Source organism: Flavonifractor sp. (genome assembly GCF_019422385.1).
Taxonomy (GTDB): Bacteria; Bacillota; Clostridia; order Oscillospirales; family Oscillospiraceae; genus Flavonifractor; species Flavonifractor avistercoris.
Map to the genome: position 1 here is coordinate 1 of NZ_JAHZDL010000011.1, position 26,133 is coordinate 26,133.

The 26,133-nt window shown below is 65.1% G+C and carries 22 protein-coding genes and 2 pseudogenes; 5 read left to right on the forward strand and 19 right to left on the reverse strand.

Annotation, left to right across the window (positions count from 1 at the left end; all coding sequences use genetic code 11):
* From QZ378_RS02770 to QZ378_RS02790, 5 genes and pseudogenes are all read right to left on the reverse strand, one after another.
* Positions 1 to 388, reverse strand: a pseudogene (locus tag QZ378_RS02770) (2,3-bisphosphoglycerate-independent phosphoglycerate mutase); the annotation flags it as partial.
* A gap of 242 nt (positions 389 to 630) precedes the next feature.
* Positions 631 to 729: pseudogene (locus QZ378_RS02775) on the reverse strand (triose-phosphate isomerase); the annotation flags it as partial.
* Positions 730 to 849: 120 nt separating this feature from the next.
* Positions 850 to 1,626 (reverse strand): triose-phosphate isomerase, encoded by a 777-nt coding sequence (tpiA, locus tag QZ378_RS02780; protein WP_087237844.1) that lies wholly within the window; start codon positions 1,624 to 1,626, stop codon positions 850 to 852.
* A 308-nt stretch (positions 1,627 to 1,934) separates the two neighbouring features.
* The gene (locus tag QZ378_RS02785; protein WP_291257226.1) at positions 1,935 to 3,203 is read right to left on the reverse strand and encodes a phosphoglycerate kinase; all 1,269 of its coding nucleotides are present in this window, start codon (positions 3,201 to 3,203) and stop codon (positions 1,935 to 1,937) included.
* Positions 3,200 to 3,691 carry a tRNA (cytidine(34)-2'-O)-methyltransferase gene (locus tag QZ378_RS02790; protein WP_087237840.1) on the reverse strand — a complete coding sequence of 164 codons (492 nt, stop codon included), beginning with the start codon at positions 3,689 to 3,691 and terminating at the stop codon, positions 3,200 to 3,202. Before QZ378_RS02790 ends, QZ378_RS02785 begins: the two co-directional genes overlap by 4 nt.
* 172 nt (positions 3,692 to 3,863) lie before the next feature.
* Here QZ378_RS02790 and proB point away from each other — a divergent pair, with 172 nt between their 5' ends.
* From proB to QZ378_RS02810, 4 genes are all read left to right on the forward strand, one after another.
* Complete coding sequence (proB, locus tag QZ378_RS02795) at positions 3,864 to 4,712, forward strand: glutamate 5-kinase (RefSeq protein WP_191380199.1); 849 nt, start codon at positions 3,864 to 3,866, stop codon at positions 4,710 to 4,712.
* A gap of 262 nt (positions 4,713 to 4,974) precedes the next feature.
* On the forward strand, positions 4,975 to 6,222 hold the full coding sequence (locus tag QZ378_RS02800) for a glutamate-5-semialdehyde dehydrogenase (protein ID WP_291257227.1): 1,248 nt from the start codon (positions 4,975 to 4,977) through the stop codon (positions 6,220 to 6,222).
* Between the two features lie 80 nt (positions 6,223 to 6,302).
* A complete protein-coding gene (locus QZ378_RS02805; RefSeq protein ID WP_191380201.1) occupies positions 6,303 to 6,629 on the forward strand; it encodes a hypothetical protein in 327 nt (108 codons plus the stop codon).
* A 362-nt stretch (positions 6,630 to 6,991) separates the two neighbouring features.
* Complete coding sequence (locus QZ378_RS02810; protein WP_087238270.1) at positions 6,992 to 7,228, forward strand: helix-turn-helix transcriptional regulator; 237 nt, start codon at positions 6,992 to 6,994, stop codon at positions 7,226 to 7,228.
* Between the two features lie 168 nt (positions 7,229 to 7,396).
* On the opposite strand, the gene rpiB is transcribed toward QZ378_RS02810, so the two are convergent.
* The 7 genes from rpiB to hrcA all read right to left on the reverse strand — a co-directional run bounded on the left by rpiB (position 7,397) and on the right by hrcA (position 15,762).
* Positions 7,397 to 7,822 carry a ribose 5-phosphate isomerase B gene (rpiB, locus tag QZ378_RS02815; RefSeq protein WP_087237832.1) on the reverse strand — a complete coding sequence of 142 codons (426 nt, stop codon included), beginning with the start codon at positions 7,820 to 7,822 and terminating at the stop codon, positions 7,397 to 7,399.
* 13 nt (positions 7,823 to 7,835) lie between these two features.
* Positions 7,836 to 8,627 carry a PHP domain-containing protein gene (locus tag QZ378_RS02820; protein ID WP_291257228.1) on the reverse strand — a complete coding sequence of 264 codons (792 nt, stop codon included), beginning with the start codon at positions 8,625 to 8,627 and terminating at the stop codon, positions 7,836 to 7,838.
* 248 nt (positions 8,628 to 8,875) lie between these two features.
* The gene (locus QZ378_RS02825) at positions 8,876 to 10,819 is read right to left on the reverse strand and encodes a phospholipid carrier-dependent glycosyltransferase (protein ID WP_291257229.1); all 1,944 of its coding nucleotides are present in this window, start codon (positions 10,817 to 10,819) and stop codon (positions 8,876 to 8,878) included.
* A 61-nt stretch (positions 10,820 to 10,880) separates the two neighbouring features.
* The gene (gene dnaJ / locus QZ378_RS02830; protein WP_087237826.1) at positions 10,881 to 12,050 is read right to left on the reverse strand and encodes a molecular chaperone DnaJ; all 1,170 of its coding nucleotides are present in this window, start codon (positions 12,048 to 12,050) and stop codon (positions 10,881 to 10,883) included.
* Positions 12,051 to 12,161: 111 nt separating this feature from the next.
* Positions 12,162 to 14,018: a molecular chaperone DnaK gene (gene dnaK, locus QZ378_RS02835; RefSeq protein ID WP_291257230.1), complete on the reverse strand. Its 1,857-nt coding sequence runs from the start codon at positions 14,016 to 14,018 to the stop codon at positions 12,162 to 12,164.
* A 113-nt stretch (positions 14,019 to 14,131) separates the two neighbouring features.
* Complete coding sequence (grpE, locus tag QZ378_RS02840) at positions 14,132 to 14,692, reverse strand: nucleotide exchange factor GrpE (RefSeq protein ID WP_291257231.1); 561 nt, start codon at positions 14,690 to 14,692, stop codon at positions 14,132 to 14,134.
* On the reverse strand, positions 14,689 to 15,762 hold the full coding sequence (hrcA, locus tag QZ378_RS02845) for a heat-inducible transcriptional repressor HrcA (protein ID WP_291257232.1): 1,074 nt from the start codon (positions 15,760 to 15,762) through the stop codon (positions 14,689 to 14,691). Before hrcA ends, grpE begins: the two co-directional genes overlap by 4 nt.
* Before the next feature lie 238 nt (positions 15,763 to 16,000).
* Here hrcA and QZ378_RS02850 point away from each other — a divergent pair, with 238 nt between their 5' ends.
* Positions 16,001 to 16,468: a GNAT family N-acetyltransferase gene (locus QZ378_RS02850; RefSeq protein ID WP_087237818.1), complete on the forward strand. Its 468-nt coding sequence runs from the start codon at positions 16,001 to 16,003 to the stop codon at positions 16,466 to 16,468.
* Between the two features lie 47 nt (positions 16,469 to 16,515).
* Here QZ378_RS02850 and QZ378_RS02855 read toward each other — a convergent pair whose 3' ends face one another.
* The 7 genes from QZ378_RS02855 to glgA all read right to left on the reverse strand — a co-directional run bounded on the left by QZ378_RS02855 (position 16,516) and on the right by glgA (position 25,988).
* Positions 16,516 to 17,274 carry an MBL fold metallo-hydrolase gene (locus tag QZ378_RS02855; protein WP_291257233.1) on the reverse strand — a complete coding sequence of 253 codons (759 nt, stop codon included), beginning with the start codon at positions 17,272 to 17,274 and terminating at the stop codon, positions 16,516 to 16,518.
* 26 nt (positions 17,275 to 17,300) lie between these two features.
* Positions 17,301 to 18,422 carry a cysteine desulfurase family protein gene (locus tag QZ378_RS02860; RefSeq protein WP_291257234.1) on the reverse strand — a complete coding sequence of 374 codons (1,122 nt, stop codon included), beginning with the start codon at positions 18,420 to 18,422 and terminating at the stop codon, positions 17,301 to 17,303.
* 340 nt (positions 18,423 to 18,762) lie between these two features.
* Entirely contained in the window at positions 18,763 to 19,275 is a 513-nt protein-coding gene (locus QZ378_RS02865) for a hypothetical protein (RefSeq protein WP_291257235.1), read from the reverse strand.
* A 93-nt stretch (positions 19,276 to 19,368) separates the two neighbouring features.
* Positions 19,369 to 21,372: a hypothetical protein gene (locus tag QZ378_RS02870; RefSeq protein WP_291257236.1), complete on the reverse strand. Its 2,004-nt coding sequence runs from the start codon at positions 21,370 to 21,372 to the stop codon at positions 19,369 to 19,371.
* A complete protein-coding gene (locus QZ378_RS02875) occupies positions 21,369 to 21,857 on the reverse strand; it encodes a sigma-70 family RNA polymerase sigma factor (protein WP_191380160.1) in 489 nt (162 codons plus the stop codon). The genes QZ378_RS02870 and QZ378_RS02875 overlap by 4 nt, the downstream gene beginning before the upstream one ends.
* Before the next feature lie 119 nt (positions 21,858 to 21,976).
* Complete coding sequence (locus QZ378_RS02880) at positions 21,977 to 24,424, reverse strand: glycogen/starch/alpha-glucan phosphorylase (RefSeq protein WP_291257237.1); 2,448 nt, start codon at positions 24,422 to 24,424, stop codon at positions 21,977 to 21,979.
* 127 nt (positions 24,425 to 24,551) lie between these two features.
* Positions 24,552 to 25,988 (reverse strand): glycogen synthase GlgA, encoded by a 1,437-nt coding sequence (gene glgA, locus QZ378_RS02885; RefSeq protein ID WP_191380158.1) that lies wholly within the window; start codon positions 25,986 to 25,988, stop codon positions 24,552 to 24,554.
* Positions 25,989 to 26,133 lie beyond the last annotated feature (145 nt).

The following is a 26,133-nucleotide window of genomic DNA, read 5'->3' on the forward strand; positions in this document are numbered from 1 at the left end:
ACAGGTGGGTGATGTGGCTGTGGACGCCGCCGTCGGACAGCAGGCCCATCAGGTGGAGGGAACCGTCCCGCTCCTTGCAGTCGTCCATGGCCTCCACATAGGCGTCGTTGTCAAAAAAGCTGCCGTCCTCGATGGCACGGCTGATGCGGGGCAGATCCTGGAACACCACCCGGCCGGCGCCGATGTTGGTGTGCCCCACCTCGGAGTTGCCCATCTGGCCCTCGGGCAGGCCCACGTCCAGCCCGGAGGCGGACAGCCTGCAGCCGGGGTTCTCGGCAAAAATCTTGTCCAGGTTCGGCTTGCTGGCGGCGGAAATGGCGTTGCCCTTCCGCTCGTCAGACAGGCCGAAGCCGTCCATAATGATCAGGGTAGTCGGTGTCTTACTCATAATAACCTCGAATCTAAACTTCTCTTGCACACAAGGCGGGCGAACTCGTCGCCGCAAAGTCCGTTTTGCGGGGGCACGCTCCCGACGGCTCCGCGCTTCTCACTGTCACGCTGCGGGTTGGGCGCATAGCCGGGTCGCTAAGTCCGGGCTCCGCGAAAAATGCCGCTCCGGGCAGCGCCCGTCGCCTGTTTTTTCGCCTGCGCCCTGCCTTAGCTCCCCTATGCGCCTACCCTCCGCGCTTCTCACTCCTGGTTGGCGGCGTTGACGATCTCCACGAAGTCGGGGGCCTTCAGAGACGCGCCGCCGATCAGGCCGCCGTCCTCGTCGTCGCAAAGTCCGCTTTGCTCCGCTTCCGCCTGACGGCGAAAGCTGCACTCCGCTCCCTTGCTCCTCCTCTCCCAACGAGACCCGCTCCGCTGGGCTCTCGTTGGGTTCCCGTATCACCGCCCGACGTGGACGGCTTACTGCTCCTGGTTGGCGGCGTTGACGATCTCCACAAAATCGGGGGCCTTCAGAGACGCGCCGCCAATGAGGCCGCCGTCCACGTCGGGCTGGGCCAGAAGCTCATGGGCGTTCTTGGCGTTCATGGAGCCGCCGTACTGGATGGTGACGCTGCGGGCCACCCGGGCGCCATACAGCTTGCGGATCACAGTGCGGATGGCCTCGCACACCTCGCCGGCCTGCTCGGCGGTGGCGGTCTTGCCGGTGCCGATGGCCCAGATGGGCTCATAGGCGATGACCACGTGGCGCATCTTCTCGGCGGGCACGCCGGACAGGGCGGCCTTCACCTGGTAGGAGATGAGATCCATGGTGACGCCCAGCTCCCGCTGCTCCAGGCTCTCGCCCACGCAGACGATGGGGTACAGGCCGGCCTCCAGGGCGGCGTGCACCTTCTTGTTGACGGTGAAATCGGTCTCGTTGTAGTACTGGCGGCGCTCAGAATGGCCGATGACCACGTACTTGACACCCAGCTCCTTGAGCATCTCGGGAGAGACCTCGCCGGTGTAGGCGCCGTGGGACTCAAAGTGGCAGTTCTCCGCGCCGATGGACACCCGGCACTCCTTGAACATGCGCACGGCAGCCTGGATGTTCACATAGGGCACACACAGGACTACCTCGCACCAGTTGGGGCGGCCCAGCAGGGGCTTGAGCTCCTCGGCAAAGGCCTTGGTCTCGCTCAGCGTCTTGTTCATCTTCCAGTTTCCAGCGATAATCGTCTTACGGTATCTCCTGTTCATGGGTAGGACGAACCCCTTTCTTCACTTCTGTATTTTATTTTACCGGCCGACCCCTTTGCCGGCCATGCATGGAATCGCGGGCCTTTTACTTATCCAGCAGGCAGGCCACGCCGGGAAGCTCCTTGCCCTCCAGGAACTCCAGGGAGGCGCATCCCAGCAGAGCTCCGCTCTGCCGGGTACCCATTGATTTCACATCCTCGGGCGAAGTGAATTCGCCCTGCGGCAAGGTTTTGGCCGTTGGCCAAAACGCTTGGGCGCGCCTGACGGCGCGGCTCGCTTACGCTCGCGCGGCGGCGCCTGCACGCCGTTTACTTATCCAGCAGGCAGGCCACGCCGGGCAGCTCCTTGCCCTCCAGGAACTCCAGGGAGGCGCCGCCGCCGGTGGAGATGTGGGTCATCTTGTCGGCATAGCCCAGCTGGGCCACGGCGGCCGCGGAGTCGCCGCCGCCCACGATGGTGATGGCGTCGGACTCGGCCAGGGCCTTGGCGATGGCGCGGGTGCCCTCGGCGAAGGCGGGGAACTCAAACACGCCCATGGGGCCGTTCCAGATGACGGTGCCGGCGTTCTTCACCGCGTCGGTGTACAGCTCGATGGTCTTGGGGCCGATGTCCATGCCCATCATGTCGTCGGGGATGTCCACCCCGTCCACCGGATGGGCCGCGGCGTCGGCGGAGAACTCGGTGGCGGCCAGGCCGTCCACGGGCAGCAGCAGCTTGACGCCCTTGTCCTTGGCCTTCTGCATCATCTCCTTGCAGTAGTCCAGCCAGTCGCTCTCCAGCAGGGACTTGCCCACGCTGGCGCCCATGGCCTTGGCGAAGGTGTAGCACATGCCGCCGCCGATGATGATGGTATCGGCGATGTTCAGCAGGTTGTTGATGACGCCGATCTTGGAGGACACCTTGGAGCCGCCCAGGATGGCCACCAGGGGCCGCTTGGGATTGGCCAGGGCGCCGCCCATGATCTCCAGCTCCTTCTGGATCAGGAAGCCGGACACGGCGGGCAGGTAGGCGGCCACGCCGGCGGTGGAGGCGTGGGCGCGGTGCACGGCGCCGAAGGCGTCGGACACATAGACCTCGGCCATGGAGGCCATCTTCTTGGCCAGCTCGGGGTCGTTCTTGGTCTCGCCCTTCTCAAAGCGGGTGTTCTCCAGCAGCATGATCTGGCCGGGCTGGAGAGCGGCGGCCTTGGCGGTGGCGTCGGGGCCCACCACGTCGGCGGCCATGATGACCTCCTGGCCCAGCAGCTCGCTCAGCCGCTTGGCCACAGGGGCCAGGGACAGCTTGGCCAGGGACTTCTTCCACTCCTCCTCGGTGATGGAGGCGGGATCCTTGCCCTTCTCGGCCTGCTTCTTCACATAGGAGTCAAAGGTGGCCACGGGCTTGCCCAGGTGGGAGCAGGCGATCACAGCGGCCTTCTGCTCCAGCAGGTAGCGGATGGTGGGCAGGGCGGTCACGATGCGCTTGTCGTCGGTGATGGCGCCGGTGGCCTTATCCTGGGGCACGTTGAAGTCGCAGCGCAGCAGAACCTTCTTGCCGGCCACGTCGATGTCCTTGACGGTCTTCTTGTTGTAGTTCATAGAGCCTCTCCTTTCATCTCGCCCTCCCCGGCGAGGCCGGGGAAGTTTAGCTGCCGCAGCGCCTCATAGGTGAGCACCGCGGCCGCGTTGGATAGATTCAGGCACCGGGCCTCCGCCCGGATGGGAATGCGGATACAGCGTGCGGCGTGGGCGCGCCGGAACTCCTCCGGCAGGCCCGCCGTCTCCTTGCCGAAGATCAGGTAGCACTCATCCCGAAAGACGGCCTGGGTATAGGGCCGGGGGGCCTTGGTGGTGGCCAGCCAGATGTCCTCCGCGCCGGTTTTGGCGAAGAAGTCGTCCAGGTTCTCATACACCCGCACGTCCACCAGGTGCCAGTAGTCCAGACCGGCCCGCTTGACCGCCTTGTCGCTGATGTCAAAGCCCAGAGGCTTGATCAGGTGGAGACGGGTGCCCGTCACCGCGCAGGTTCGTGCGATATTTCCCGTGTTTTGGGGAATTTCCGGCTCAAACAGCACAATATTGAGCAACCTCGCGCCTCCTCCCGCTTACTCCCTGGTCAGCGGACGATATTGTACTCCAAAACCGGAAGGATTTCAACCTTAAAAGTGTAAAAAAGTACTGAAACAGCCAGTTTTCTTTCCGACAGGTTTCTCTGCCGTCCGTTTGGATTTCCACTTTATTGTAGCGGCCGGCTGTGGTATGATGAAAGGGACACCAAGGAGGAGCGTGAAGCAAGTGAAACAGCAGAACCCCCGCAGGCTGGTGGTGAAGGTGGGCACGTCCACCCTGACCCGGGAAACCGGGAGCCTCAACCTGCAGAACATGGAAAAGCTGGCCCGGGTGCTCTCGGATCTGGAGGGCATGGGCTATCAGGTGGTGCTGGTGTCCTCGGGCGCCATCGGCATCGGCACCAAGAAGCTGCGGCTGGAGGAGCGGCCCCGCGAGCTGCGGATGAAGCAGGCCACCGCCGCCGTGGGCCAGTGCATGATGGTACATATCTACGACAAGCTCTTTGCCGAGTACAACCGCACCGTGGCCCAGATCCTCCTCACCGGGGAGGACGTGGAGTCCCCCATCCGGTCGGAGCACCTGCGCAACACCTTTGAGGCCCTGCTGGAGTTGGGGGTGATCCCGGTGGTCAACGAGAACGACTCGGTGTCCTCAGCGGAGATCGAGACCGGCCAGGCCAAGGTGCTGGGCGACAACGACACCCTGTCCGCCATCGTGGCCCGGCTGTGCGGGGCGGAGCTGCTGGTGCTGTTCAGCGACATCGACGGCCTCTACGACGCCGACCCCCGCACCCACCCGGACGCGAAGCTGATCCACCACGTGGAGGCCGTCACCCCCGAGCTGGAGGCCATGGCCGGCGGCGCGGGCACCTGGCGGGGCACCGGCGGCATGGCCACCAAGCTCCACGCCGCCCGGCTGGCCCTGGAGGCGGGCATCGACATGGTGATCGCCAACGGCAGCCGCATGGAGGCCCTGTACGACATCGTGGACGGAAAGGACGTGGGTACCCGGTTCTCCGCCCGGCGGGGGCAGGGCTGAGCACGGCCGCACCGTCTGCCTGACATCCTGATACCAGCCCGTAGGGGCGCACCTGCGTGTGCGCCCGCATCTCCGGGGCGGGCCGACACACAGGTCGGCCCCTACAAAGAATGGGAGGGCCTTGCACATGGGCCCCACCCGTGCCGCAGGGGCGCGCCTGCGTGTGCGCCCGCATTTCCGGGGCAGGCCGGTACATCATGACATTCACACAATGCAGGGCCGCGATAGGCCGCGGACCCGTGGACAACAAGGAGGGATTTTTATGACCATACTGGAGACCCAGGGCCTGGCGGCCAGGAACGCCGGACGGGTGCTGGCGGTGGCGGGCACCGCCGCGAAGAACGCCGCCCTGGAGGTGGCGGCACGGGCCATCGAGGCCAGAAAGGCCGAAATTCTGGCCGCCAACGCCGAGGATCTGGCGGCGGCGAAGGCCGCCGGCATGCGCCCGGCCCTGGTAGACCGGCTGGCCCTGGACGAGGGCCGCATCGCCGGCATTGTGGAGGGGGTGCGGCAGGTGGCCGCCCTCCCAGACCCCATCGGCCAGGTGGTGAAGATGGACACACGGCCCAACGGGCTTCTCATCGGCAGGCGCCGGGTGCCCCTGGGCGTCATCGGCATCATCTACGAGGCCCGGCCCAACGTGACGGTGGACGCCGCCGCCCTGTGCCTGAAGTCGGGCAACGCGGTGATTCTCCGGGGCGGCAAGGAGGCCTTCCGGTCCAACAAGGCCTTCGTGGCCGTCCTGCGGGACGCCCTGGAGTCCGCCGGCCTGCCCCGGGACTGCGTGGCCCTGGTGGAGGACACCAGCCGGGAGAGCGCCAACGAGCTGATGGGCCTGACGGAGTATCTGGACGTGCTCATCCCCCGCGGGGGCGCGGGGCTGATCCAGAGCGTGGTGAAAAACGCCCGGGTGCCGGTGATCCAGACCGGCGTGGGTGTGTGCCACGTCTATGTCCACGAGGGGGCCGACCTGGACATGGCCGCCCGCATCATTCACAACGCCAAGACCTCCCGACCGTCGGTGTGCAACGCCGCCGAGTGCCTGCTGGTAGACCGGGCGGTGGCGCCGGACTTCCTGCCCATGGCGTGGCAGCTGCTCCAGACCAAAAACGTAGAGCTGCGGGGCTGCCCCGAGACCCGGGCCATCCTGGGGGACTTCGTCAAGCCCGCCGAGGACGCCGACTGGGACACCGAGTTCGGCGACTACATCCTGGCCGTCAAGGTGGTGTCCGGCTTTGACGAGGCGGTGGACTTCATCGCCGCCCACGGCACCGGCCACTCCGAGGCCATTGTCACCCGGGACTACTTCGCCGCCCAGCGGTTCCTGGACGTGGTGGACGCCGCGGCGGTGTACGTCAACGCCTCCACCCGCTTTACCGACGGCTTCGAGTTCGGCCTGGGGGCGGAGATCGGTATCTCCACCCAGAAGATGCACGCCCGGGGCCCCATGGGCCTGGAGGAGCTGACCAGCTCCAAGTATGTGGTCTACGGCACCGGACAGATCCGGTGAGCATACAATAGAGCGGGCCGCCCCTGCGCTACATACGGTGTGGATTTGTCACCGTATGAATCCCATGGAGGTGGTTTCCCATGCTGGAACGCCAGCTGGAGCTGGAGGGCGGCCTGACCGTCTGCCGCCTGGGGGCCCTGCGCCCCGACGGCGGGCAGGCGCTGGAGTGCGCCCTCCGCCTGGAGGGGGTGCTCCCCGGTCGGCGGGTGGCCGTCCGGGTGGAGGCCATGGAGGGGGATGAGGAGCGGGGGAGCCGGGTGGTTGTCCTGCCGCCCCACCAGGGGCCGGAGCCCCGGGACGTGGCCGTGGAGGGCATCCGCCTGTACTTCGAGGGGGACGGCCCCCGGGCCCTCACCATCCGGGCCGACGCCCACTATGTGGATCAGGGCGGGCGCTGCCTGCTCTGAATCTGAAACAGAACACCCCGGCCCCGGAACCAAACGGTTCCGGGGCCGGGGTGTTGCGCATTCAAATGAGGGGCTGTCGCCGCTATTCCCCTCTCCACAGCTCTGGATTGAGGCAGATAAATACCGCCGCCCCAGGGAGGATTAGGAACAGCCCGTATTCCCCGATCCACGGCTGGAGAAAGAGGGCGGAAATCAGGCAGAGCAAAACCGCAGCGACTCCAATGACAACCAGTACCCACATAGGCCATTTCATCATAAACAAGTTCCCTCAGTTAAAAAATTCGTTATTACGAAACATTGTAACAGAGGAACCGGATAAACTCAACCCGTAAAATTCTTTATTGCGAATTGCGGGTGTCGTTATGCAGAAGATACGGCCAGATCTGGATATCGGGCACAATATCCAGCGCTTGCGGAAAGCTGCTGGCATGACCCAGGATCAGGCAGTGGCAAAACTCCAGTTGATGGGGCTGAATATTTCCAAGAGCACCTATGCAAAACTGGAGACCAACCGGATGAACATCAAGGTGAGCGAACTGGTCGCAATGAAGGAAATCTTCCATGCTGAATATCAGGATTTTTTTGTCGGGCTGCCATAGCGCGGCAAAGCGTTTCCCGTGAGTTCCCGCTGGGAGGTTCCGCTATCCTTGACCACCCATACCGAGCGGGAGGCGGAGGCCCTGTCCCGGATGGTAGACGCCATGCGTGCAAAAGAATAGCAGCGGTTTGCGTGGGTGCAAACCGCTGCTGTTTTTTGCGTATTTGTGTTATCCCTCGATTTTGTCTACCCGGCGCTGGTGGCGGCCGCCCTCAAATTCCGTGTTGAGGAAGGCGTCCAGGATCCGGTCGGCCATGTTGTTTCCGATCATCCCGCCGCCCATGGCCAGCATGTTGGCGTCGTTGTGCCGCCGGGTCATCTCGGCGGACAGGGGTTCGCTGCACAGGGCGCAGCGGATACCCTTCACCTTGTTGGCGGCGATGGAGATGCCGATGCCGGTGGTGCAGACGACGATGCCCCGGTCGCATTCGCCGGAGGCCACCGCCTCCGCCGCGGCCCGGCCGAAGTCGGGGTAGTCGCAGCTCTCATTGGTATAGCAGCCGAAGTCGTGATACGCCAGTCCGCGGGCGTCCAGGTACTCCATCACGTGGCGCTTGAGGGCGAGCCCTCCGTGGTCACAGCCCAGTGCGATCATGTGATTCTCCTCCTTACAGTTTGTGAAATACAGGCTTGCGTTTCTCATAGGTGCAGATATACCGGAAGCCGCAGGCGGACAGCAGCGCGCAGGCCGCCTCCACCCCCTTGCCCACATCCTGGGGGGTGTGGGAGTCGGAGCCCACGGTGACGATCTCCCCGCCGCAGGACTTGTAGAGCTCCAGAATGGGCTTCCACGCCCCGATGGTGTGCCCCCGGCAGGTGTTGATCTCCATGCCCCGGCCCTTCTCCACGGCGGTGCGCAGGATGGCCCGGATGCGGCCGTAATAGGGCTCCAGGGACACCGGTACCTCCATATACCGCAGGGGATAGATGATGTGGGCCAGCACGTCGTAGAAATCGGTGTCAGCCAGCAGGGCCATGGAGGCGAAGTAGTCGTCCAGGGCGGCGCAGCAGGCCGCCTCGTCGGGGTAGGGAACCACGTAGAGGTCGGTGCCCCCCTTCTCCGGACACAGGTTGTGGATGGAGCCCAGGATGAAGTCCGCCTCCGGCCGGGCGCAGATGGCCGCTGCCGCCGCCGGATCCAGGTGGGACATGCCGAACTCCAGCCCCAGCCGGAGGGTGAAGCCCGGCTTGCAGGCCGCCAGGGCCTCCCGGTACTGGGCGCAGGCCCCGTCCCAGTCATAGGCCCGGTTGGGGCGGCCGTGCTCGTCCAGAAAGTCGCAGTGGTCGGTGATGCACAGCTCGTCCAGCCCGGCCCGCTCCGCCGCGGCGGCGATGTCCGCCATGGGGGCGTGGCCGTCGAAGGACATGCTGCTGTGGGTGTGGTAATCGGTGAGATACATAACAGACACCTCGGGGAGACAGGAAAGAGTGAATCATAGAGTGAATAGTTGCGGTGTGCGGCCTCGCAGAGTTCCTGCGGCCGCAGCCGCAGGAATCAAATCAAAATCCGTTTTCCCCGGCGACATGTGCGTCGGGGAAAACACTTCTCAGCCCGCAAGTGTGAGTTTTGTCCGCGTTCAGCGGGCAAAACTTGCGCGCAGAGGGCTGCAAACCGCTCAAACAAGCGGCCCTGCCGCTTGTTTGAAGCCTAAAACGGCCAGCTCGGGAACCACCCCAGCACATTGTTGCTGTACCAGGTGGGGATCTGGATGCCAACCAGCACGGGGTAGAACAGGGCGTACAGCCCCACGGCCCCACCGGTGACGGCGAACATGGCGGGCTTCCAGTTCACCATCTCCTCCCGCTCCGCCAGGGTGTGGAACACGTAGCACAGGGCCAGCACCAGGAAGAGCACGGAGGGGAAGTAGTGGTAGGCGAAGGTGATGCGCCCGATGAAGAACCAGGGCACCAGCTGAGCCAGGTAGCCGATGAAGATAAACAGGGCCCTGGCGCAGCGGCGGCGCACCGCCTGCACGGCGCAGGAGGCCACCGCCAGCAGGCCGCCCCAGCACACCACCGGGTTGACGAAGGCGGCGAAGCGGGTGGTGTACCCCGCCACATCGTTGTCCATATAGTACAGGATGGGCCGGATGTCAAAGAGCCACTGGTACCAGCGGGAGGCGTAGGGGTGTGAGTCGGTGACGCCGCTGTGGTAGGAGAGCATATACTTCTGGTTCTCCCACATGGCGCCGATGAGGCCGGTGAGGCTGGTGTCCCCCTCCGACATGGCATAGGGCAGGTAGGACAGGGTGTAGATGGCCGCCGGGATGGCGGCGAACACCAGCACGGAAAAGCCGAGGATCTGGAAGACCCACTTCACCCTGCCGGGCTGCTCCGCCGGCCAGTCCCGCACCTTCTGGTACAGGCCGATGAAGTAGAGCACCACCAGCCCGGTGCAGCCGTAGATCACCGTCCACTTGGAGGCCGCCCCGATGCCCCAGAACAGCCCCGACAGGAACAGGGGCAGGGCGCATTTCCGGAAGGGGGTGCCCGCCGGCAGGGTGAGATAGCGGTACATGAACCAGTACATCAGCAGGATGAAGAAAAACGCGTAGGTGTCGATGGTGGCCAGCCGGGTCTGGGTCAGGTGCATGAAGTCCGCCGCCAGCAGGATGGTGCCGCAGGTGGCGATGGAGGTGCGGCCGAACAGGTTTTTCAGGAACACGTACAGCAGGGGCAGCATCCCCACCCCGAATAGGGTGCCCATGAACCGCCAGCCGAAGGGAGTCATGCCGAAGAGGCGGATGCCGACGCCCATGATCAGCTTGCCCAGGGGCGGGTGGGAGATCTCGTAGGGCTCAATGCCCCGGATGTGCTCCCAGGCGGTGCGGGGGTGGTAGATCTCGTCAAAATAGGCCTCGTCGTAGTAGGTGGGCTTGTCCGGCACCATGTCCTGCTCGTCAAACAGGGGGCTGACCGAGCCGGGCACCTCCACCCGGTTCCCCGCCATGTCGAACAGGGCCACCTCCCCCAGCTCCAGCAGGCCCTTGTTGGCCTGCCCGGTGATGCGCAGGTAGCGGATATACTGGGGGTTCTCAAAGACGATCTCGTTCCACTTGAAGAGCTGGTTGTAGTTCTGGGTCATGGCAAAGCTCTCGCCGTAGCCGGTGGAGTCGGCCCAGTAATAGACGGTCTCCTCGCTGCCGGCCTCATCCGTCTCCGTCCGGCTCCACAGGGTGAGCCAGGTCACCCCGTCCTCGGAGATCTCCACCTGGTACTTACCGGTGCCCAGGTTGGGGTAATACCACAGCTGGGACACCTGCACCGCCTCGGGCAGGGAGAAGGTGGCCGACTCCCCGCTGCCGAAGTCCCAGGCGCTCTGGGGCGCCCGGAGGGAGCCCAGGTGGGCGAAGGCGGTGACGGCATACACGGCGGTGATGAGGAGGATGGGAATGGCGTCCCGCCGCACCAGGGGATGGCATCTGCCGGCGAAGGTGAAGCGGGGCTGCTCCCGGGGCGCCTCCTCGGGAGGCGTGATCAGGCGCTTGGCCAGGGGGGCGCGCTGGGTGCCCCAGTACCAGTAGAAGAAGGCGAACAGCGCCAGCAGGGTGGCGATGGGAAAGAGATAGACCAGATAGTGGACGGGATTCATAGGCGGTCACCTCTCGGAAATCCAAAAAATAGAAGGACGGGCATACGCTCGTCCTTCTATTTTATTTCTTCTTCTTCTTTTTGTCAAAGAAAGATTTTACGCTGTCCACCGGACTGGGTGGAATCTCGCCCATGGCTTCGCCATAGGCACGCAGCGCCTCCTTCTGCTCGTGGTTCAGGTTGGTGGGAACCTGAACCTTCACGGTGACATACTGATCACCGCGTCCGCGGCCGTTGACGCTGGGGATGCCCTTCCCCCGCAGGCGGAAGGTGGTGTCGGGCTGGGTGCCGGCGGGCAGAGTCCACTTGACCTTGCCGTCGATGGTGGGGATCTCCAGCTCCGCCCCCAGGGTGGCCTGGAGGAAGGTGACCGGATGCTCCAGATACACCGACGTGCCGTCCCGCTTGAAGAAGGGGTGAGGCCGCACGGTGACGCTGATGAGCAGATCCCCCGCCGGGCCGCCGTTTTTGCCCGCGCCGCCCTGGCCCCGCAGGGACACGGCCTGGCCGTTGTCGATGCCGGCGGGGATGGTGACGGTGATGCGGCGCTGCTTGCGCACATTGCCGGTGCCGCCGCAGCTCTTGCAGGGCTGGTGGATGATCTTGCCCCTGCCGCCGCACTTGGGGCAGGTGGTGGTGGTGGCGAAGGTAAAGGCCCCGCCGCCCCGCTGGATGCGGATCTGGCCGCTGCCGTGGCAGTCGGGGCAGATCTCCGCCGTGGTGCCGGGGGCGCAGCCGGTGCCGTGACACTCGTCACAGGGCTCGGTACGGGTCAGGTTCAGCTCCTTTTCGCAGCCGAAGGCGGCCTCCTCAAAGGAGATGGTGACCGAGGCCCGCAGGGTATCCCCCTTCATGGGGCCGGTGCGCTGGCGGCTGGAACCGCCGCCGCCGAAGCCGCCCCCGAAGAAGGAGCCGAAGATGTCGCCCAGGTCGATGTCGCCCATATCGAAGCCGCCGAAGCCGCCGAACCCGCCGCCGGGGCCGCCGGCGCCGAAGTTGGGATCCACCCCGGCGTGGCCGAACTGGTCGTAGCGGGAGCGCTTCTCCTTGTCGGAGAGTACCTCATAGGCCTCGTTGACCTCCTTGAACTTGGCCTCGGCGTCCTTGTCGCCGGGGTTCAGGTCGGGGTGGTACTGCTTGGCCTTCTTCCGGTAGGCCTTCTTGATCTCCTCGTCGCTGGCCCCCTTGGACACGCCCAGGACCTCATAATAATCGCGCTTCTGTTCAGGCATTGGTTTCTCTCACCTCTTTACGCGGAAAGCGGCGGGGGCAAGCCCCCGCCATACCGCAGGATGGAACGCCGCAGGGCGGGGGGCAGGCCCCCGCCGCTGCGTTCCCTTTCATTACTTGTTGCCGTCGTCGTCCACGACCTCGTAGTCGGCGTCCACCACATTGGGGTCGGTGTTGGTGGCGCCGCCGGCCTGGGCAGAGCCCATGTCGGGGCCGGGCTGCGCGCCGCCCTGGGCGCCGGTCTGCTGGTACATCTTCTCCGCGATGGGATAGAACGCCTTGCTGGCCTCCTCGGTGGCGGCCTTGATGGCCTCCACGTCGGTACCCTTCATAGCCTCCTTCAGCTTGTTGAGGGCGGCCTCCACGCTGGCCTTGTCGTCGGCGCTGATCTTGTCCTTGGCGTCCTCCAGGGCCTTCTCGGTCTGGTAGATCACCTGGTCGGCCTGGTTGCGGACGTCCACCTCTTCCTTGCGCTTGGCGTCCTCGGCGGCGAACTGCTCGGCCTCCTTGACGGCCTTGTCGATGTCCTCCTTGGACATGTTGGTGGAGGAGGTGATGGTGATGTGCTGCTCCTTGCCGGTGCCCAGATCCTTGGCGGACACGTTGACGATGCCGTTGGCGTCGATGTCGAAGGTGACCTCGATCTGAGGCACGCCGCGGCGGGCGGGGGCGATGCCGTCCAGGTTGAAGCGGCCCAGGGTCTTGTTGTACTGGGCCATCTCGCGCTCGCCCTGGAGCACGTGAACCTCCACGCTGGTCTGGTTGTCGGCGGCGGTGGTGAAGATCTGGCTCTTCTTGGTGGGGATGGTGGTGTTGCGCTCAATCAGCTTGGTCATCACGCCGCCCATGGTCTCAATGCCCAGGGACAGGGGGGTGACGTCCAGCAGCAGCAGGCCCTTCACGTCGCCGGTGAACACGCCGCCCTGCAGGGCCGCGCCCAGGGCCACGCACTCGTCGGGGTTGATGCCCTTGAAGCCCTCCTTGCCGGTGAGCTTCTTCACCATGTCCTGCACGGCGGGGATGCGGCTGGAGCCGCCCACCAGCAGCACCTTGGCAATCTCGCTGGCGGACAGGCCGGCGTCGCTCATGGCCTGCTTCACGGGGCCGCTGGTGGCCTCCACCAGGTGGGCGGTGAGCTGGTCAAACTTGGCCCGGGTCAGGGTCAGGTCCAGGTGCTTGGGGCCGGTGGCGTCGGCGGTGATATAGGGCAGGTTGATGTTGGTGGAGGTGACGCCGGACAGCTCGATCTTGGCCTTCTCGGCGGCCTCCTTCAGGCGCTGCATGGCCACCTTGTCGCCGGTCAGGTCGATGCCGGTGTCCTTCTTGAACTCGGCGGCCATCCAGTCCATGACGCACTTGTCGAAGTCGTCGCCGCCCAGGCGGTTGTTGCCGGCGGTGGCCAGCACCTCGATGACGCCGTCGTCGATGTCCAGGATGGACACGTCGAAGGTGCCGCCGCCCAGGTCGTACACCATGACCTTCTGGGACTGCTCCTTGTCCACGCCGTAGGCCACGGCGGCGGCGGTGGGCTCGTTGATGATGCGCTTGACGTCCAGGCCGGCGATCTTGCCGGCGTCCTTGGTGGCCTGGCGCTGGGCATCGGTGAAGTAGGCGGGCACGGTGATGACCGCCTCGGTGACGGTCTGGCCCAGATAGGCCTCGGCGTCGGCCTTCAGCTTCTGGAGGATCATGGCGCTGATCTCCTGGGGGGTGTAGGCCTTGCCGTCGATGTTCACCTTGTAGTTGGAGCCCATCTCACGCTTGATGGACATGATGGTGCGGTCGGGGTTGGTGATGGCCTGGCGCTTGGCCACCTGGCCCACCATGCGCTCGCCGTCCTTGGAGAAGGCCACCACGGACGGGGTGGTGCGGTTTCCCTCCGCGTTGGGGATGACGACGGCCTCGCCGCCCTCCATCACAGCCACACAGGAGTTGGTGGTACCAAGGTCAATACCAATAATCTTAGACATAATTCAGTTCCTCCCATATATAGAAAATTCTTTTTAACAAAATTGATAATGGATAATTGAAAATTAGAACTCCAAACCGGAAATTATCAATTCTCAATTGTCAAGTTTCAATTCTAATTGGCCACTTTGACCATGGCGAAGCGGATCACCTTGTCCCCGGACTTGAAGCCGGCCTGGAACACGTCCACGATGGTGTTTTCCCCGGCGCTCTCGTCCTCCACGTGCATCACGGCGTTGTGGAGGTTGGGGTCGAAGGTCTCACCCAGAGCGGGGATCTCCTCGATGCCCAGCTTGGCCAGGATCTCCTTGAGCTGGGTCATGGTCATCTCCACGCCCTTCTTGAAGGCCTCGTCGGCGGTCTCCTGCTTGAGGGCCCGCTCCAGGTTGTCGTACACCGGCAGGAAGGCGGCGGCGGTCTCCGCCTTGGAATCCGCCCAGGCGGACTCCTTCTCCTTCTGGCTGCGGCGGCGGTAGTTGTCATACTCGGCGGCCAGACGGAGGTACTTGTCCTCCTGGTCGCTCAGGTTCTTTTTCAGGGTCTCCAGCTCCTCCAGCAGGGGGTTGGGGGACTCGGCCTGCTCCTCCTGGGGCTGGACGGCCTCCTGGGCCTGGTCAGCGGCCTCCGGAGCGGCGGCCTCGTTCTTTTCCACGTTCTTCTCGTTCTGCTCGCTCATGGGATGTCATCATCTCCTATTTCTCGTCGTCCCTGCCCTGGGGCAGCTCCCCCCTGGCCGAACAGCCGGGAGAGACCCTCCGCCAGGTAGGACAGGCGTGCGGTTATCTTGGCATAGTCCATGCGGGTGGGGCCCACCACGCCGATGACGCCCCGCATCCCCTCGCCGATGTCATAGCTGGCCACCACAACGCTGGTGTCCTTTAAGGCGTCGGCCACGTTCTCCGGGCCAATGAGGATCTTCATGGGGTCGTCCTTGGGGACGGGGAAGCGGGCGGGATCGCTGTCCTCCGACAGATAGCTCATCAGGGGCTGGGCCCGATCCAGGCTCTGGTACTCGGGCAGCTCCAGCAGATGGGCCAGGCCGGAGGTATGCACCCGGCGCTGCTCCAGGCCCTCCAGCACCTCCATGGCGAAGGACACCACCAGGGAGATGAGCCCATAGGCCTCGCCGGCGGCGTGCTGGGCCACCCGCATCAGCTCCGGGGTGATCTCCGCCAGCGTCAGGCCGGTGAAGGTGGTGTTCAGCAGGGTGTTGAGCATCTGCAGCTGGGCCTCCGTCAGATCGGAGGGCAGGCGGATGAGCCGGTTGCGCACCACGTTGGTGTCGGTCATCACCACAATGATGAAGGCGTTGTGCTCCACCATCAGCAGGTCAAAGCGCCGGATGGTCACCTTGTCCATGCCGGAGGAGAGGGCGAAGGCGGGGTAGTTGGTCAGCCGGGACACCACCCGGCCCGCCTGATCCAGCACCCGGTCCAGCTCCTGCATCTTCAGGCGCAGGGCCTGGTTCATGCGCTCGGTCTCCTGCAGGGAGAGCTTGTGCTCCTCCATCAGCTCGTTGACGTAGAGCCGGTAGCCCTTGGGAGAGGGGATGCGCCCAGCGGAGGTGTGGGGCTTCTCCAGCAGGCCCATGGCCTCCAGATCCGCCATCTCGTTGCGGATGGTGGCGGAGGATACCTCCATGCCGATGGAGGAGGCGATGGCCTTGGAGCCTACCGGCTCCGCCGACTGGATATAGCTCTCGATGATGGCGCGGAGAATCCGCTTTTTTCGTTCAGTCAAATCCATTCCGGCCACCCTTTCATAGTTTTAGCACTCATACTCCTTGAGTGCTAAACATAATGTAACACTGTCCCGGGGAAATGTCAAGAGGTGCGGTTGTAAATTAAATGTGAACGAGGGAAAATCAAGCAATCCCGGGGGCGGACTGCCGGAATACCGCCGTTGACGGGACAGGCGCGGAATGATATGATAAGAGAACCAGAGGGGCGCAGCCCCCAAAATACAGACAAAGGAGGGGCGGCCTGTGGAAGAGCGACTGCCCGTGGAGATTATCGACTTTGAGGAGCGCTACAAGCCGGCGCTGGAGGACATCTCCCTGCCCTGGCTGCTGGAGTATGATCTGCTGGAGCCGGTGGATCTGGAGATGCTGGCCGAGCCCCACCGCTTTGTGGCCGACGGAGGCCGGGTACTGCTGGCCCGCTGCGGGGAGGAGATCGTGGGCATGGTGATGGTGGAGCTCCAGGGCGAGGGGCAGTGCGAGCTGCTCAAGCTGGGGGTTCGGGAGGCATACCGGGGCCGGGGCGTGGGGAATGCCCTGATGGAGGCCGCCCTCCAGGCCGCCCGGGACGCCGGGCAGAAGCGGGTGGTGCTCACCTCCAACCACAAGCTGAAAGCCGCCCTGAGCCTGTACGAGAAGTTTGGATTTGAATACACGACGTATTCTGACAAATGGTTTCAACTCTCCGACATCAGAATGGAGCGGGAGCTGTAAAAATATCCGGGCAGAACCCTTGGTTCTGCCCGGATATTTTTACAGCTTCAGTCGGGGTACTCAAACACCGCGCCGGTGGTGAGGGGGCGCAGGCGGCCTCCCAGTTCCTCCGCCAGCAGGGCGTATGCGGGGGCGCCGGTGCAGTGGCCGGTGCAGATCTCCCTCACGTCCAGCTCGTCCCGCAGGCGGCGGGCCAGGGCCCGCACCTCCTCCGGCGCGGGGCCCAGGGTGGCCGTGCCGCCTTTCCCCATCAGGTGGAAGCCCCCCAGCACCGCCCGGATGGGCCGGCCGGGGAAGCGGACACGGATGCCGTCCAGGATGTGATCCACGCCGGCGTGGCAGCAGGAGTTGAGCACCACCAGCCCTTCGGCCGTCTCCGCCGCCAGGGACTGCTCATGGCGGACGGCGTCGGGGATCAGGTGGAGCCCCTCCACCAGCGCCCGGGGGCCGTCGTCCAGATCAAACCGGCGGGCGTGGCGGCGGAAGAGGCCGGGGTTGAGCCCCACGTGCTCCCCGTGGAGCACGTCGTCCTCTACCACCGCGGGCCGGGCGCAGATCTGCGCCGTCCGGTTCACCCGGAAAAAGGCGGTGAAGCCGTCCCCGTGGTCGTAGTGGCCGTGGGACAGGGCGGCCGCCTCCACCCGGGACAGATCCACCCCCAGCCGCTGGGCGTTGAGCAGGAAGGCGCCGGACTCCCCGGCGTCCAGCAGATAGCGGCCGCCCCGGTACTCCAGGTAAAAGGACAGGCCGTGCTCCGCAACCAGCCCCTCGGGGGCGGAGTTCTCGATCAAAACCGTGATACGCATGGGGCAGGGCTCCTTTCCAGACAGAATTACAGACTGACGCGGGAGGCGGCGGTCTGCTTCAGGCCGTCCACCAGGGCGTCCACGTCCTCCCTGGTGTTGTCCGGGCCGAAGGAGATGCGCAGCACCCCCATCAGGGTGCGCTTGGGCAGGCCCAGGGCGGCGAACACGTGGCTGGGTTTGCCCTTGTGGCAGGCCGAGCCGGAGGACACATACACCCCCAGGTCGGACAGAGCCCGCACCAGCATCTCGCTGGGGTAGCCAGGCAGGGACACGGCGCAGATGTGGGGGGCGTCCCCCCGGCTGACGATCTCCAGGCCGGGGAGGGCGGAGAGGGCCTCCAGGGCGTATTCCTTCAGAGACCCAATCCGAGCGGGATAGTCCTCCCCCCAGGAATCGCAGGCGGCGGCCAGGGCGGCGATTTGGGCGGTGGGCTCGGTGCCGGAACGCAGGCCGCTCTCCTGCCCGCCCCCCAGCAGCAGGGGCTTCAGGTTCAGCCCCTTTCGGATGTACTGCACGCCGATGCCCTTGGGGGCGCGGAGCTTGTGGCCGCTGAGGGTGAGCATATCCACCCCCAGCCGGGCCGGGGTGAAGGGCACCTTCAGAAACCCCTGCACCGCGTCACAGTGGAGCAGGGCGGGGGAGCCGGCGTCCCGGATGGCCTGGGCGGCCTGGGCCACCGGCTGGAGGGTGCCCAGCTCGTTGTTCACCAGCATCATGGACACCAGCACCGTGTCCTCCCGCAGAGCGGCGCGCAGCTCGTCCACGGACACGCGGCCCGCCCGGTCTGGCTTGAGATAGGTCACCTCATACCCCTGGGCGGCCAGGGCCTTTACCGGCTCCAGCACGGCGGCGTGCTCGATGGCGGTGGTGATGATGTGCCTGCCTTGCCGCCTGCCGTGTTCCGCGGCGGCCCGAACGGCCCAGTTGTCCCCCTCGGTGCCGCAGGAGGTGAAGGTGAGCTCCGCCGGGTCACAGCCCAGGCGGCAGGCGACGGCGGCCCTGTGCTCCGCCACTCGGGCGGCGGCGGCCTGACCCGCGGCATAGCGGGCGGAGGGGTTGCCGAACCCCTCGGTCATGGCCTCCAGGGCGGCCCGGGCGGCCTCGGGGCAGACCCGTGTGGTGGCGGCGTTGTCTAAATAAGCGGGCATGAAACAGTCACCTCAGAGTATAGTTGCAATTATTCTATGCCCCGCTGGATATAAAGTCAAGGCCCGGCCCCCCATCAGGGGCCGGGCCTCAGGCCGTCGATAAACCCTCCGTGAGGAAAAGCCTCGCAGAGTTCCTGCGGTCGCAGCCGCAGGAATCAAATCAAAATCCGTCATTTCCGGCGACATGTGCGTCGGAAATGACACTTCTCATGGTGAAAGGGGTGACTTTTTCGCAAGAAAACGAACCCCTTCCACCATGCAATCTTTCTCGAAAAAGCGGCTTTGCCGCTTTTTCGACACGCTGAGGCCCGGCCCCCCATCAGGGGCCGGGCCTGTATGTTTAATAGGTGAAGGTGCCGTATGGCTCTTGGGTGGAGACAGCCCGCTCCGGCAGGGTGGACACCAGGTTGGCCACCGCCTCGGCGGGGAGGCTGTAGCAGCTCCACAGCCGAATATCCCCGGGGGCGTAGCCGTCGTAGAAGGCGGCCCGGCCGTCGGCGCAGAGATAGAGCTCGTAGCGCTCCCCAAAGCGGAGGGCCAGCTCCGCCCCCTCCGGCCGGAAGGACTCCGCAGGAGTCCAGCTGTCCGCCTGGAGCAGCGCCCCCAGGCCGGAGCCCTCCGACACTTCGTAATAGGCGCCCGCCTCCAGCCGGGCCAGGCCACCGCTCTCCAGCTGCTCCGCCGCGGCCTGGGGGCTGAGGTTGGGGTTGCCGTGGCGGAGCGCCGCCGGCCAGCCGAACAGGGAGCACCAGAACCAGAAGCACCCGAAGGCCAGCAGGGCCAGCCCCAGCAGCACCGCGGCCAGCAGCCGGGCGGTTTTCCGCCGGATGGCGGCGGCATCCTGTTCTGTCATTGGCGATCCCTCCTTTTTTCCGCAGTATACCAGAATGCGGAGGGGCAGGTGTGAAAAAACCGTGACGGATTTCTGACGATTTGCGGAAGAAGCTCAGGAGGGGGTGCGGTGTACCTCCGTGTCGTTGGCGTACATGCGGAAGTCCAGCCCGTCCACGGCGGGCACGTAGGCCGCGGCCACCCCGGTGAAGCGGGAGGCATCCGCCCCATCGCCCATCCACTCGGCCAGATAGGCATCCCAGTAGTCCTGGGTGAAGAGGATGCGGTACACAGGCTGGAAGAAGGCCTGGTAGTCCTCAGCGGCGTACTCCAGCGTGACCTGCAGGATCTCCGCCCGCTCCGGATAGGCCGTCTCCATGGTGCTCCAGTAGTCGCCGGAGCGGAATTGGGCCACCGCCTCCGCCGCCGTGCAGATAGGATAGGTGTCCCAGATGTACGCAGGCGGAAGCATCAGCCGGGCGCCGCCGCTTTCCGTGGTGGAGAAGCGGAGGAAGCTGTAGTTGTAGAGCTGCTGCTCCAGAGAGGCGCCGGGGTCGTCATAAAACCAGATCCGGCTGGTGCTTTGCGTGCCGTCGTAGCTGTACTCCTCCGCAGTCTCCGTGCTCCACAGGGCGGAGTCCGCCGCTGTATCGTACAGACCGTACAGGGCCTCCGGCGGGGGCGCGTCTCCCAGAAGATCCAGGGTGTACAGTCCGTAGAGGCGGAGGGTGGAGCCATCGGCGCAGTCGGCCCACAGGGAGGGAGACCACCCCTGGGAGGGCTCCGCCGTGCCCTCATGCCATCGGCTGGAGGTGACGGTCAGCCCCAGCTCCCCGGCCAGGGCCTCCATGTGGATTGTCTGCTGACCCTCGGTGGGCTTCTGGTTGTAGTATACCGGCAGCTCGGTGAGCTCGTCCAGGCGGCCCTGCGTGGGGTTGCCGCCCATCTGCTGGGCGGGATCCTCCACGATGGTGATCCAGCCCCCGGCGTCGGACAGGCTCCACACGTCATCCGTGACGGCAGGCGTGCGGTGGAGATCCCTCCCCTCATCGGAGCGGTATTGGAAGGTTAGCCCCTCCACCGCGGGGACATAGGCCACCGCCGCCGGGATCATCCCTGCGGGCCACGCGGCGTAATCCGAACCCATCCAGTTTGTGCCGTCCTCATAAACCTCCCAATAGTCCTGGGTGAAGTAAATGGCGTAGACGGGCTGGAGCTGCTCCATATAGGGCTCGGTCAGATAGGTCAGGCGCACCTCCAGAATCTCCGCCTGCTCCGGGTAGGCCGTATGCATGGCGCTCCAGTAGTCGCCGGAGAGGAAGAGGGCCACGGCCTCCTCTGCGGGGCGGATGGAATGGCGGGTGTATGCCTCCGGAATGACCGTACAGTCGCAGTAGGACAGATCCTCGGCATAGCTCATGTCCAGAAGAGCCTCCGCCAGGAACTCCTGCTCCAATTCACTCTCCCCGGCGGGGGTGTTCAGGGCTTCGAGCGCCCTTTGAACGGTGCCCGCGTCCGCGCCGGGGGGCAGCTCCACGTGGAGATCGGTGCGGCCCTGGAGGGTGAGCTCCGAGCCGTCGGCCAGGACGGCCTGGTAGCGGCCGCAGCCCTCCCCCGCGTCCCAGCTGTCGCTCACCACGGCGGTGCCCAGGGCCCCGGCCACCCGCTGCCCGATGGGGCGGACGTCATCCAGGCCGGTGGTTCGGTTGTCGTAGACCGGCAGGCTGGGGAAGGCATCCAGATAGCGCCCGGCATCGGGAGCCGCCGTGCGGTCGGAGGGGAAATAGGTCATGCTGAAGGTGGAGCCGAGCCAGTAGGCGGCGTCGGGCAGGAACCACACGTCGTCGGGTGGGGTGTAGGCCGGCGCGGGAGTGCGGGCCACGCCGGGGGTGTGGACGGGTGCCACCGTCCCCTGCCGGGGCAGGTTCCACCACACGGCCCCCAAAAAGACCGCCACAAACACCGCCGCGGCTGCGGCCCAGCGGAGGGGATGGCGGGCGGGCCGGGCCCGGCGCGTGCCTGCGGCGGCCTCCTCCATGGCGGCCAGGGTGCGCCGCCGCCAGTCAGGGGAGGGGCGCAGGCCGTTCATGGCCCTGCGGTAGTCATTGACACGGCTCATGTCCATTCCTCCTTCAGCGCGTCTTTCAGCTTCTTCCTGGCCCGCTGGAGCCGGGAGAGCACTGTGTTCCGGGGACAGCGGAGGATGGTGCCGATCTCCTCGGCGGTGTACCCCTCGATATAGTGGAGGTACACCGGCCAGCGGTACTTGGCGGGCAGGGCGGCCACCGCCTCCAGCACGCCCAGGCCCTCCGGCGAGGGGGCGGGGGCGTCCCACCCTTGCGCCAGGGGGACGGTGTGCCGCCGCCAGGCGGAGGTGCCCCAGCTCCTGCACCGGTTGGCCGTGGCCCGCACCAGCCAGGCGCGCAGGTGCAGCTCGTCGGTAAAGCGGGGGTCGGACTGGATCAGGCTCACGAACACCTCCTGGGCCACGTCCTCCCCGTCCACAGGGCTGCCGGTGCCCTGCACCGCCAGACGGTACACCAGGGCGCCGTAGCGATCCAGGATCTCCTCGCAGGAGAGGGGGACGCCGTTCAGCGTGGGCATGCTGTTCACTCCCTTCTATTTAGAATAGCGGCGCAGAGGGGGAAATGATTGCATCGAAAGCGAAAAAAAGCGGGAGCAAAAAGGGCGGCCCGCAGGGGCCGCCCATGGTGGGAGAATCCTTATTTGATGGCGCGCACCGGCACGTTCCAGATGTCCCGGGCGTAGTCCCGGATGGAGCGGTCGGCGGCGAAGATGCCGGATCGGGCGATGTTCATGAGAGCCATCTTGTTCCACCGCTTGGGATCGCGGTAGGCCAGGCCCGCCCGGACGTGGGCGTCCCGGTAGCTCTCGAAGTCGGCCAGCAGCAGGTACTCGTCGGCCATGCCGCCGTCGCCGAAGAGCAGCCGGCGGGCGATGTCCTCATAGGTCACGCCGTCGCCGAAGCCCACATTGAGCTGATCCACCACGGCCCGCAGCTCCGGGTTGTGGACATAGTACTCATAGGACTTGTAGCCCTTTTCCTTCATCTCGGCAACCTCATGGGCCTTCAGGCCGAAGAGGAAGATGTTCTCGTCGCCCAGCACCTGGTGCATCTCCACGTTGGCGCCGTCCAGGGTGCCGATGGTCACCGCGCCGTTCATCATGAACTTCATGTTGCCGGTGCCGCTGGCCTCCTTGCCGGCGGTGGAGATCTGCTCGGAGAGCTCGCTGGCGGGCATGAGCTTTTCCGCCAGGCTCACCCGGTAGTTCTCCAGGAACACCACCTGCAGCCGATCCTTGCAGATGGGATCCTTGGCGATCATGTCGGCCACGGAGTTGATGAGACGGATGATCCGCTTGGCCACCGCGTAGCCGGGGGCCGCCTTGGCGCCGAACAGGTAGGTGCGGGGGGTGAAGTCGAAGTGGGGATCCGCCTTCAGCTTCTGGTACAGGTAGATGATGTGCAGCACGTTGAGCAGCTGCCGCTTGTACTCGTGGAGCCGCTTCACCTGCACGTCGAACATGGCGTCGATGTTGAGCACGATGCCGCTCTCCCGCTGCACCCAGGCGGCAAAGGCCTTCTTGTTGGCCGCCTTGATCTCCCCCAGGCGGGTGAGCACGCCGGCGTCGTCCTGGAACTTCTCCAGCTCCTTCAGCGCCTCGGGCTTGAGCAGGTACTTGTCCTTGCCGCAGCACTCCTGGATCAGGGCGTCCAGGGCGGGGTTGCTCTCGGAGAGCCAGCGGCGGTGGTCGATGCCGTTGGTCACGTTGGTGAACTTGTCGGGGGTGCGGACGTAGGCGTCGTGGAACACGTCCTTCTTGAGAATCTCCGAGTGGAGGGCGGACACGCCGTTGACCTTGAAGCAGGCGCACACGCACAGGTTGGCCATGCGCACCTCGCCCCCCCAGATGATGGCCATGGGGGCCACCTTGGACAGATCGCCGTGGAAGTAGGTGGTCAGGGCATCCTGATAGCGGCCGCTGATCTCCTTCAGGATCTGCCAGATGCGGGGCAGCCACCGCTCAATGAGCTGCTGGGGCCAGCGCTCCAGCGCCTCGGCCATGACGGTGTGGTTGGTGTAGGCGATGGTGTGTGTGGTGATGTACCACGCCTCGTCCCAGCCGTACCCCTCCTCGTCCAGCAGGATGCGCATCAGCTCCGGGATGGCCAGGGTGGGGTGGGTGTCGTTGATCTGGATGACGTGCTTGAGGTGGAAGTTGCGCAGGGTGCCGTACTCCGCCCGGTGCTTGCGCACGATGGACTGGATGGTGGCGGAGACGAAGAAGTACTGCTGCTTCAGGCGCAGGGACTTGCCCTCGTAGTGGTTGTCCTCGGGGTAGAGCACCTTGGAGATGGACTCGGCCATGGCCTTCTGCTCCACCGCCTTCAGGTACTGGCCGGAGGAGAACAGGCTCATGTCCACCGGCGTGGGGCTCTTGGCATCCCACAGGCGCAGGGTGTTGCCGTGCTCGGTCTTGTAGCCGGCAATCTCCATGTCCCGGGGCACGGCCAGCACCGTGTCATAGCCGGTGTGCTTGATCTGGTGGCGGCCCTGGCTGTCCCAGTCGTCCTCCACCGTGCCGCCGAAGCGGACTTCCTCCACCTCGTCCATCTTGGGAATGAGCCAGGCGTCGCCCAGGCCCAGCCAGTTGTCGGGCAGCTCCACCTGCTGGCCGTCCACGATCTTCTGCTTGAAGATGCCCAGCTCGTAGCAGATGGAGTAGCCGGTGGCGGGGATCTCCAGGGTGGTCATGGAGTCCAGGTAGCAGGCCGCCAGGCGGCCCAGGCCGCCGTTGCCCAGGCCGGCGTCGGGCTCGGCCTCGAACAGGTCGGCGGCGGAGAAGCCCAGGCCCTCGATGGCCTGCTTCAGCGGCTCCACCACTCCCAGGTTGTAGGCGTTTTTCATCAGGGAGCGGCCCATCAGAAACTCCAGGGACAGGTAGTGGACCTGGCGCTGGTGCTCCGCCACCACCTTGTCGGCGGACTTCATCTGCCGCTCGGACATGATGTCCCGCAGCACCATGGCGCAGGCCTTGAACATATGCTGGCTGGTGGCCTCTTCCACGTCCCGGCCGAAGTTGCGGCGCAGCTTGCCGGTGATGAGGGTCATCAGCTCCTTTTTGGTATAGTTATGCAACACAGACATCTCCTATCAGATGAGATCTACACAGGAACGCCCCGCAAGGGGTGCAACCCCCTGCGGAGCGCCCATTCTATCACGGGAAATACTGAACTGTCAAGAAAGAGTATGGTAAGGAATGTGTAAAACTGGATTATTTTCCCGTAATCCAGCCGTAGATCTCCTCGTAGGCCCTGGCCGAGCGATCCCAGGAGAAGTCGGCGGTCATGGCGTTCTTCTGCAGGCCCTTCCACGCCTTCTTGTCGTTGTGGTAGAGGCTCACCGCCTCATAGAGCACGCCGGTCATCTCCTGCACGTTGATGTTGGCGAAGGAGAAGCCGGTGCCCTCCCCGGTGAACTTGTTGTAGGGGATGACAGAGTCCTTCAGGCCGCCGGTCTCCCGCACCAGAGGGATGGTGCCGTAGCGCATGGCGATCATCTGGCTCAGGCCGCAGGGCTCGGAGATGGAGGGCATGAGGAAGATGTCGGCGCCGCCGTAGATGGCGGTGGACAGGTTGGGGGAGTACATCATGTGGGCGGCGAAGCGGCCGGGGTACTGGTTCTGGGCCTGGCGGAAGGCCTCCTCATAGTTCCAGTCGCCGGTGCCCAGCACGATCATCTGCACATCCATGCCCATGATGTCGTGGATGGCGGCGGTGACCAGATCAAAGCCCTTGTGGCGCACCAGCCGGGACACGCAGGCCACGATGGGGGTGTCCGGGCTCTCCCGCAGGCCGCTCATCTGCTGCAGGGCGGCCTTGCAGTTCTTCTTGCCCGCCATCTGCTTGTAGGAGAAGAACTTGGTCAGCCCCTTGTCCCGCCAAGGGTCGTACAGCTCGGTGTCGATGCCGTTGAGGATGCCCCGCAGCTTGTGGCGGTTGTCGGTGATGACCCCCTCCAGCCCGTGGGCGTAGAAGCTGTACTGCAGCTCGTCGGCGTAGGTGGGGGAGACGGTGGTGACGTAGTCGGCGGCGTAGATGGCCCCCTTCATCAGGTTCACGTCCCCGTGGTACTCCAGCATGTGGGGGTTGAGGTAGCCGGCGTTGAGGCCGAACAGATCCTTCAGGGTCTGGCTGCCGTAGCGGCCCTGGTACTCGATGTTGTGGATGGTGAACACGCTCTTGGTGTCATAGAGCTGGGGGATGCGGTGGCGCTCCTCCAGCAGGTAGATGGGCACCAGGGCGGTCTGCCAGTCGTTGCAGTGGAGCACGTCGGGGTGCCAGTCCAGATGGCCCATGCTCTCCACCACGGCCCGGGAGAAGTAGGCGAACCGCTCGCCGTCGTCATAGTGGCCGTAGATGTTGGAGCGCTTGAAGTAGTACTCGTTGTCCACGAACCAGTAGGTGACCCCGTCCCGCTTGAGCTCAAACAGGCCGCAGTAGGGGGTACGCCAGGCCAGGGTGATGTGGAAGCACTGGAGATAGGTCATCTGGCTGCGCCACTCCTCCCCGATGCCCTCGTAGAGGGGGAGGATGACCCGCACGTCGTGGCCGTCCCGGGCCAGGGCCTTGGGCAGGGCCCCGGCCACGTCGGCCAGTCCGCCGGTCTTGATGAAGGGCGCGCACTCAGAGGTGGCAAATAAGATGTTCATAGGCTCTCCTTATGTCAAGATAATCACAGAGGATCACGCATCAGTGGGGTGTAGGGGCCGACCTGTGTGTCGGCCCGCCCGGGAACACGGGCGCACACATAGGTGCGCCCCTACAGGGGAGAGGGGGCTGTCCTCATAGCCTCGC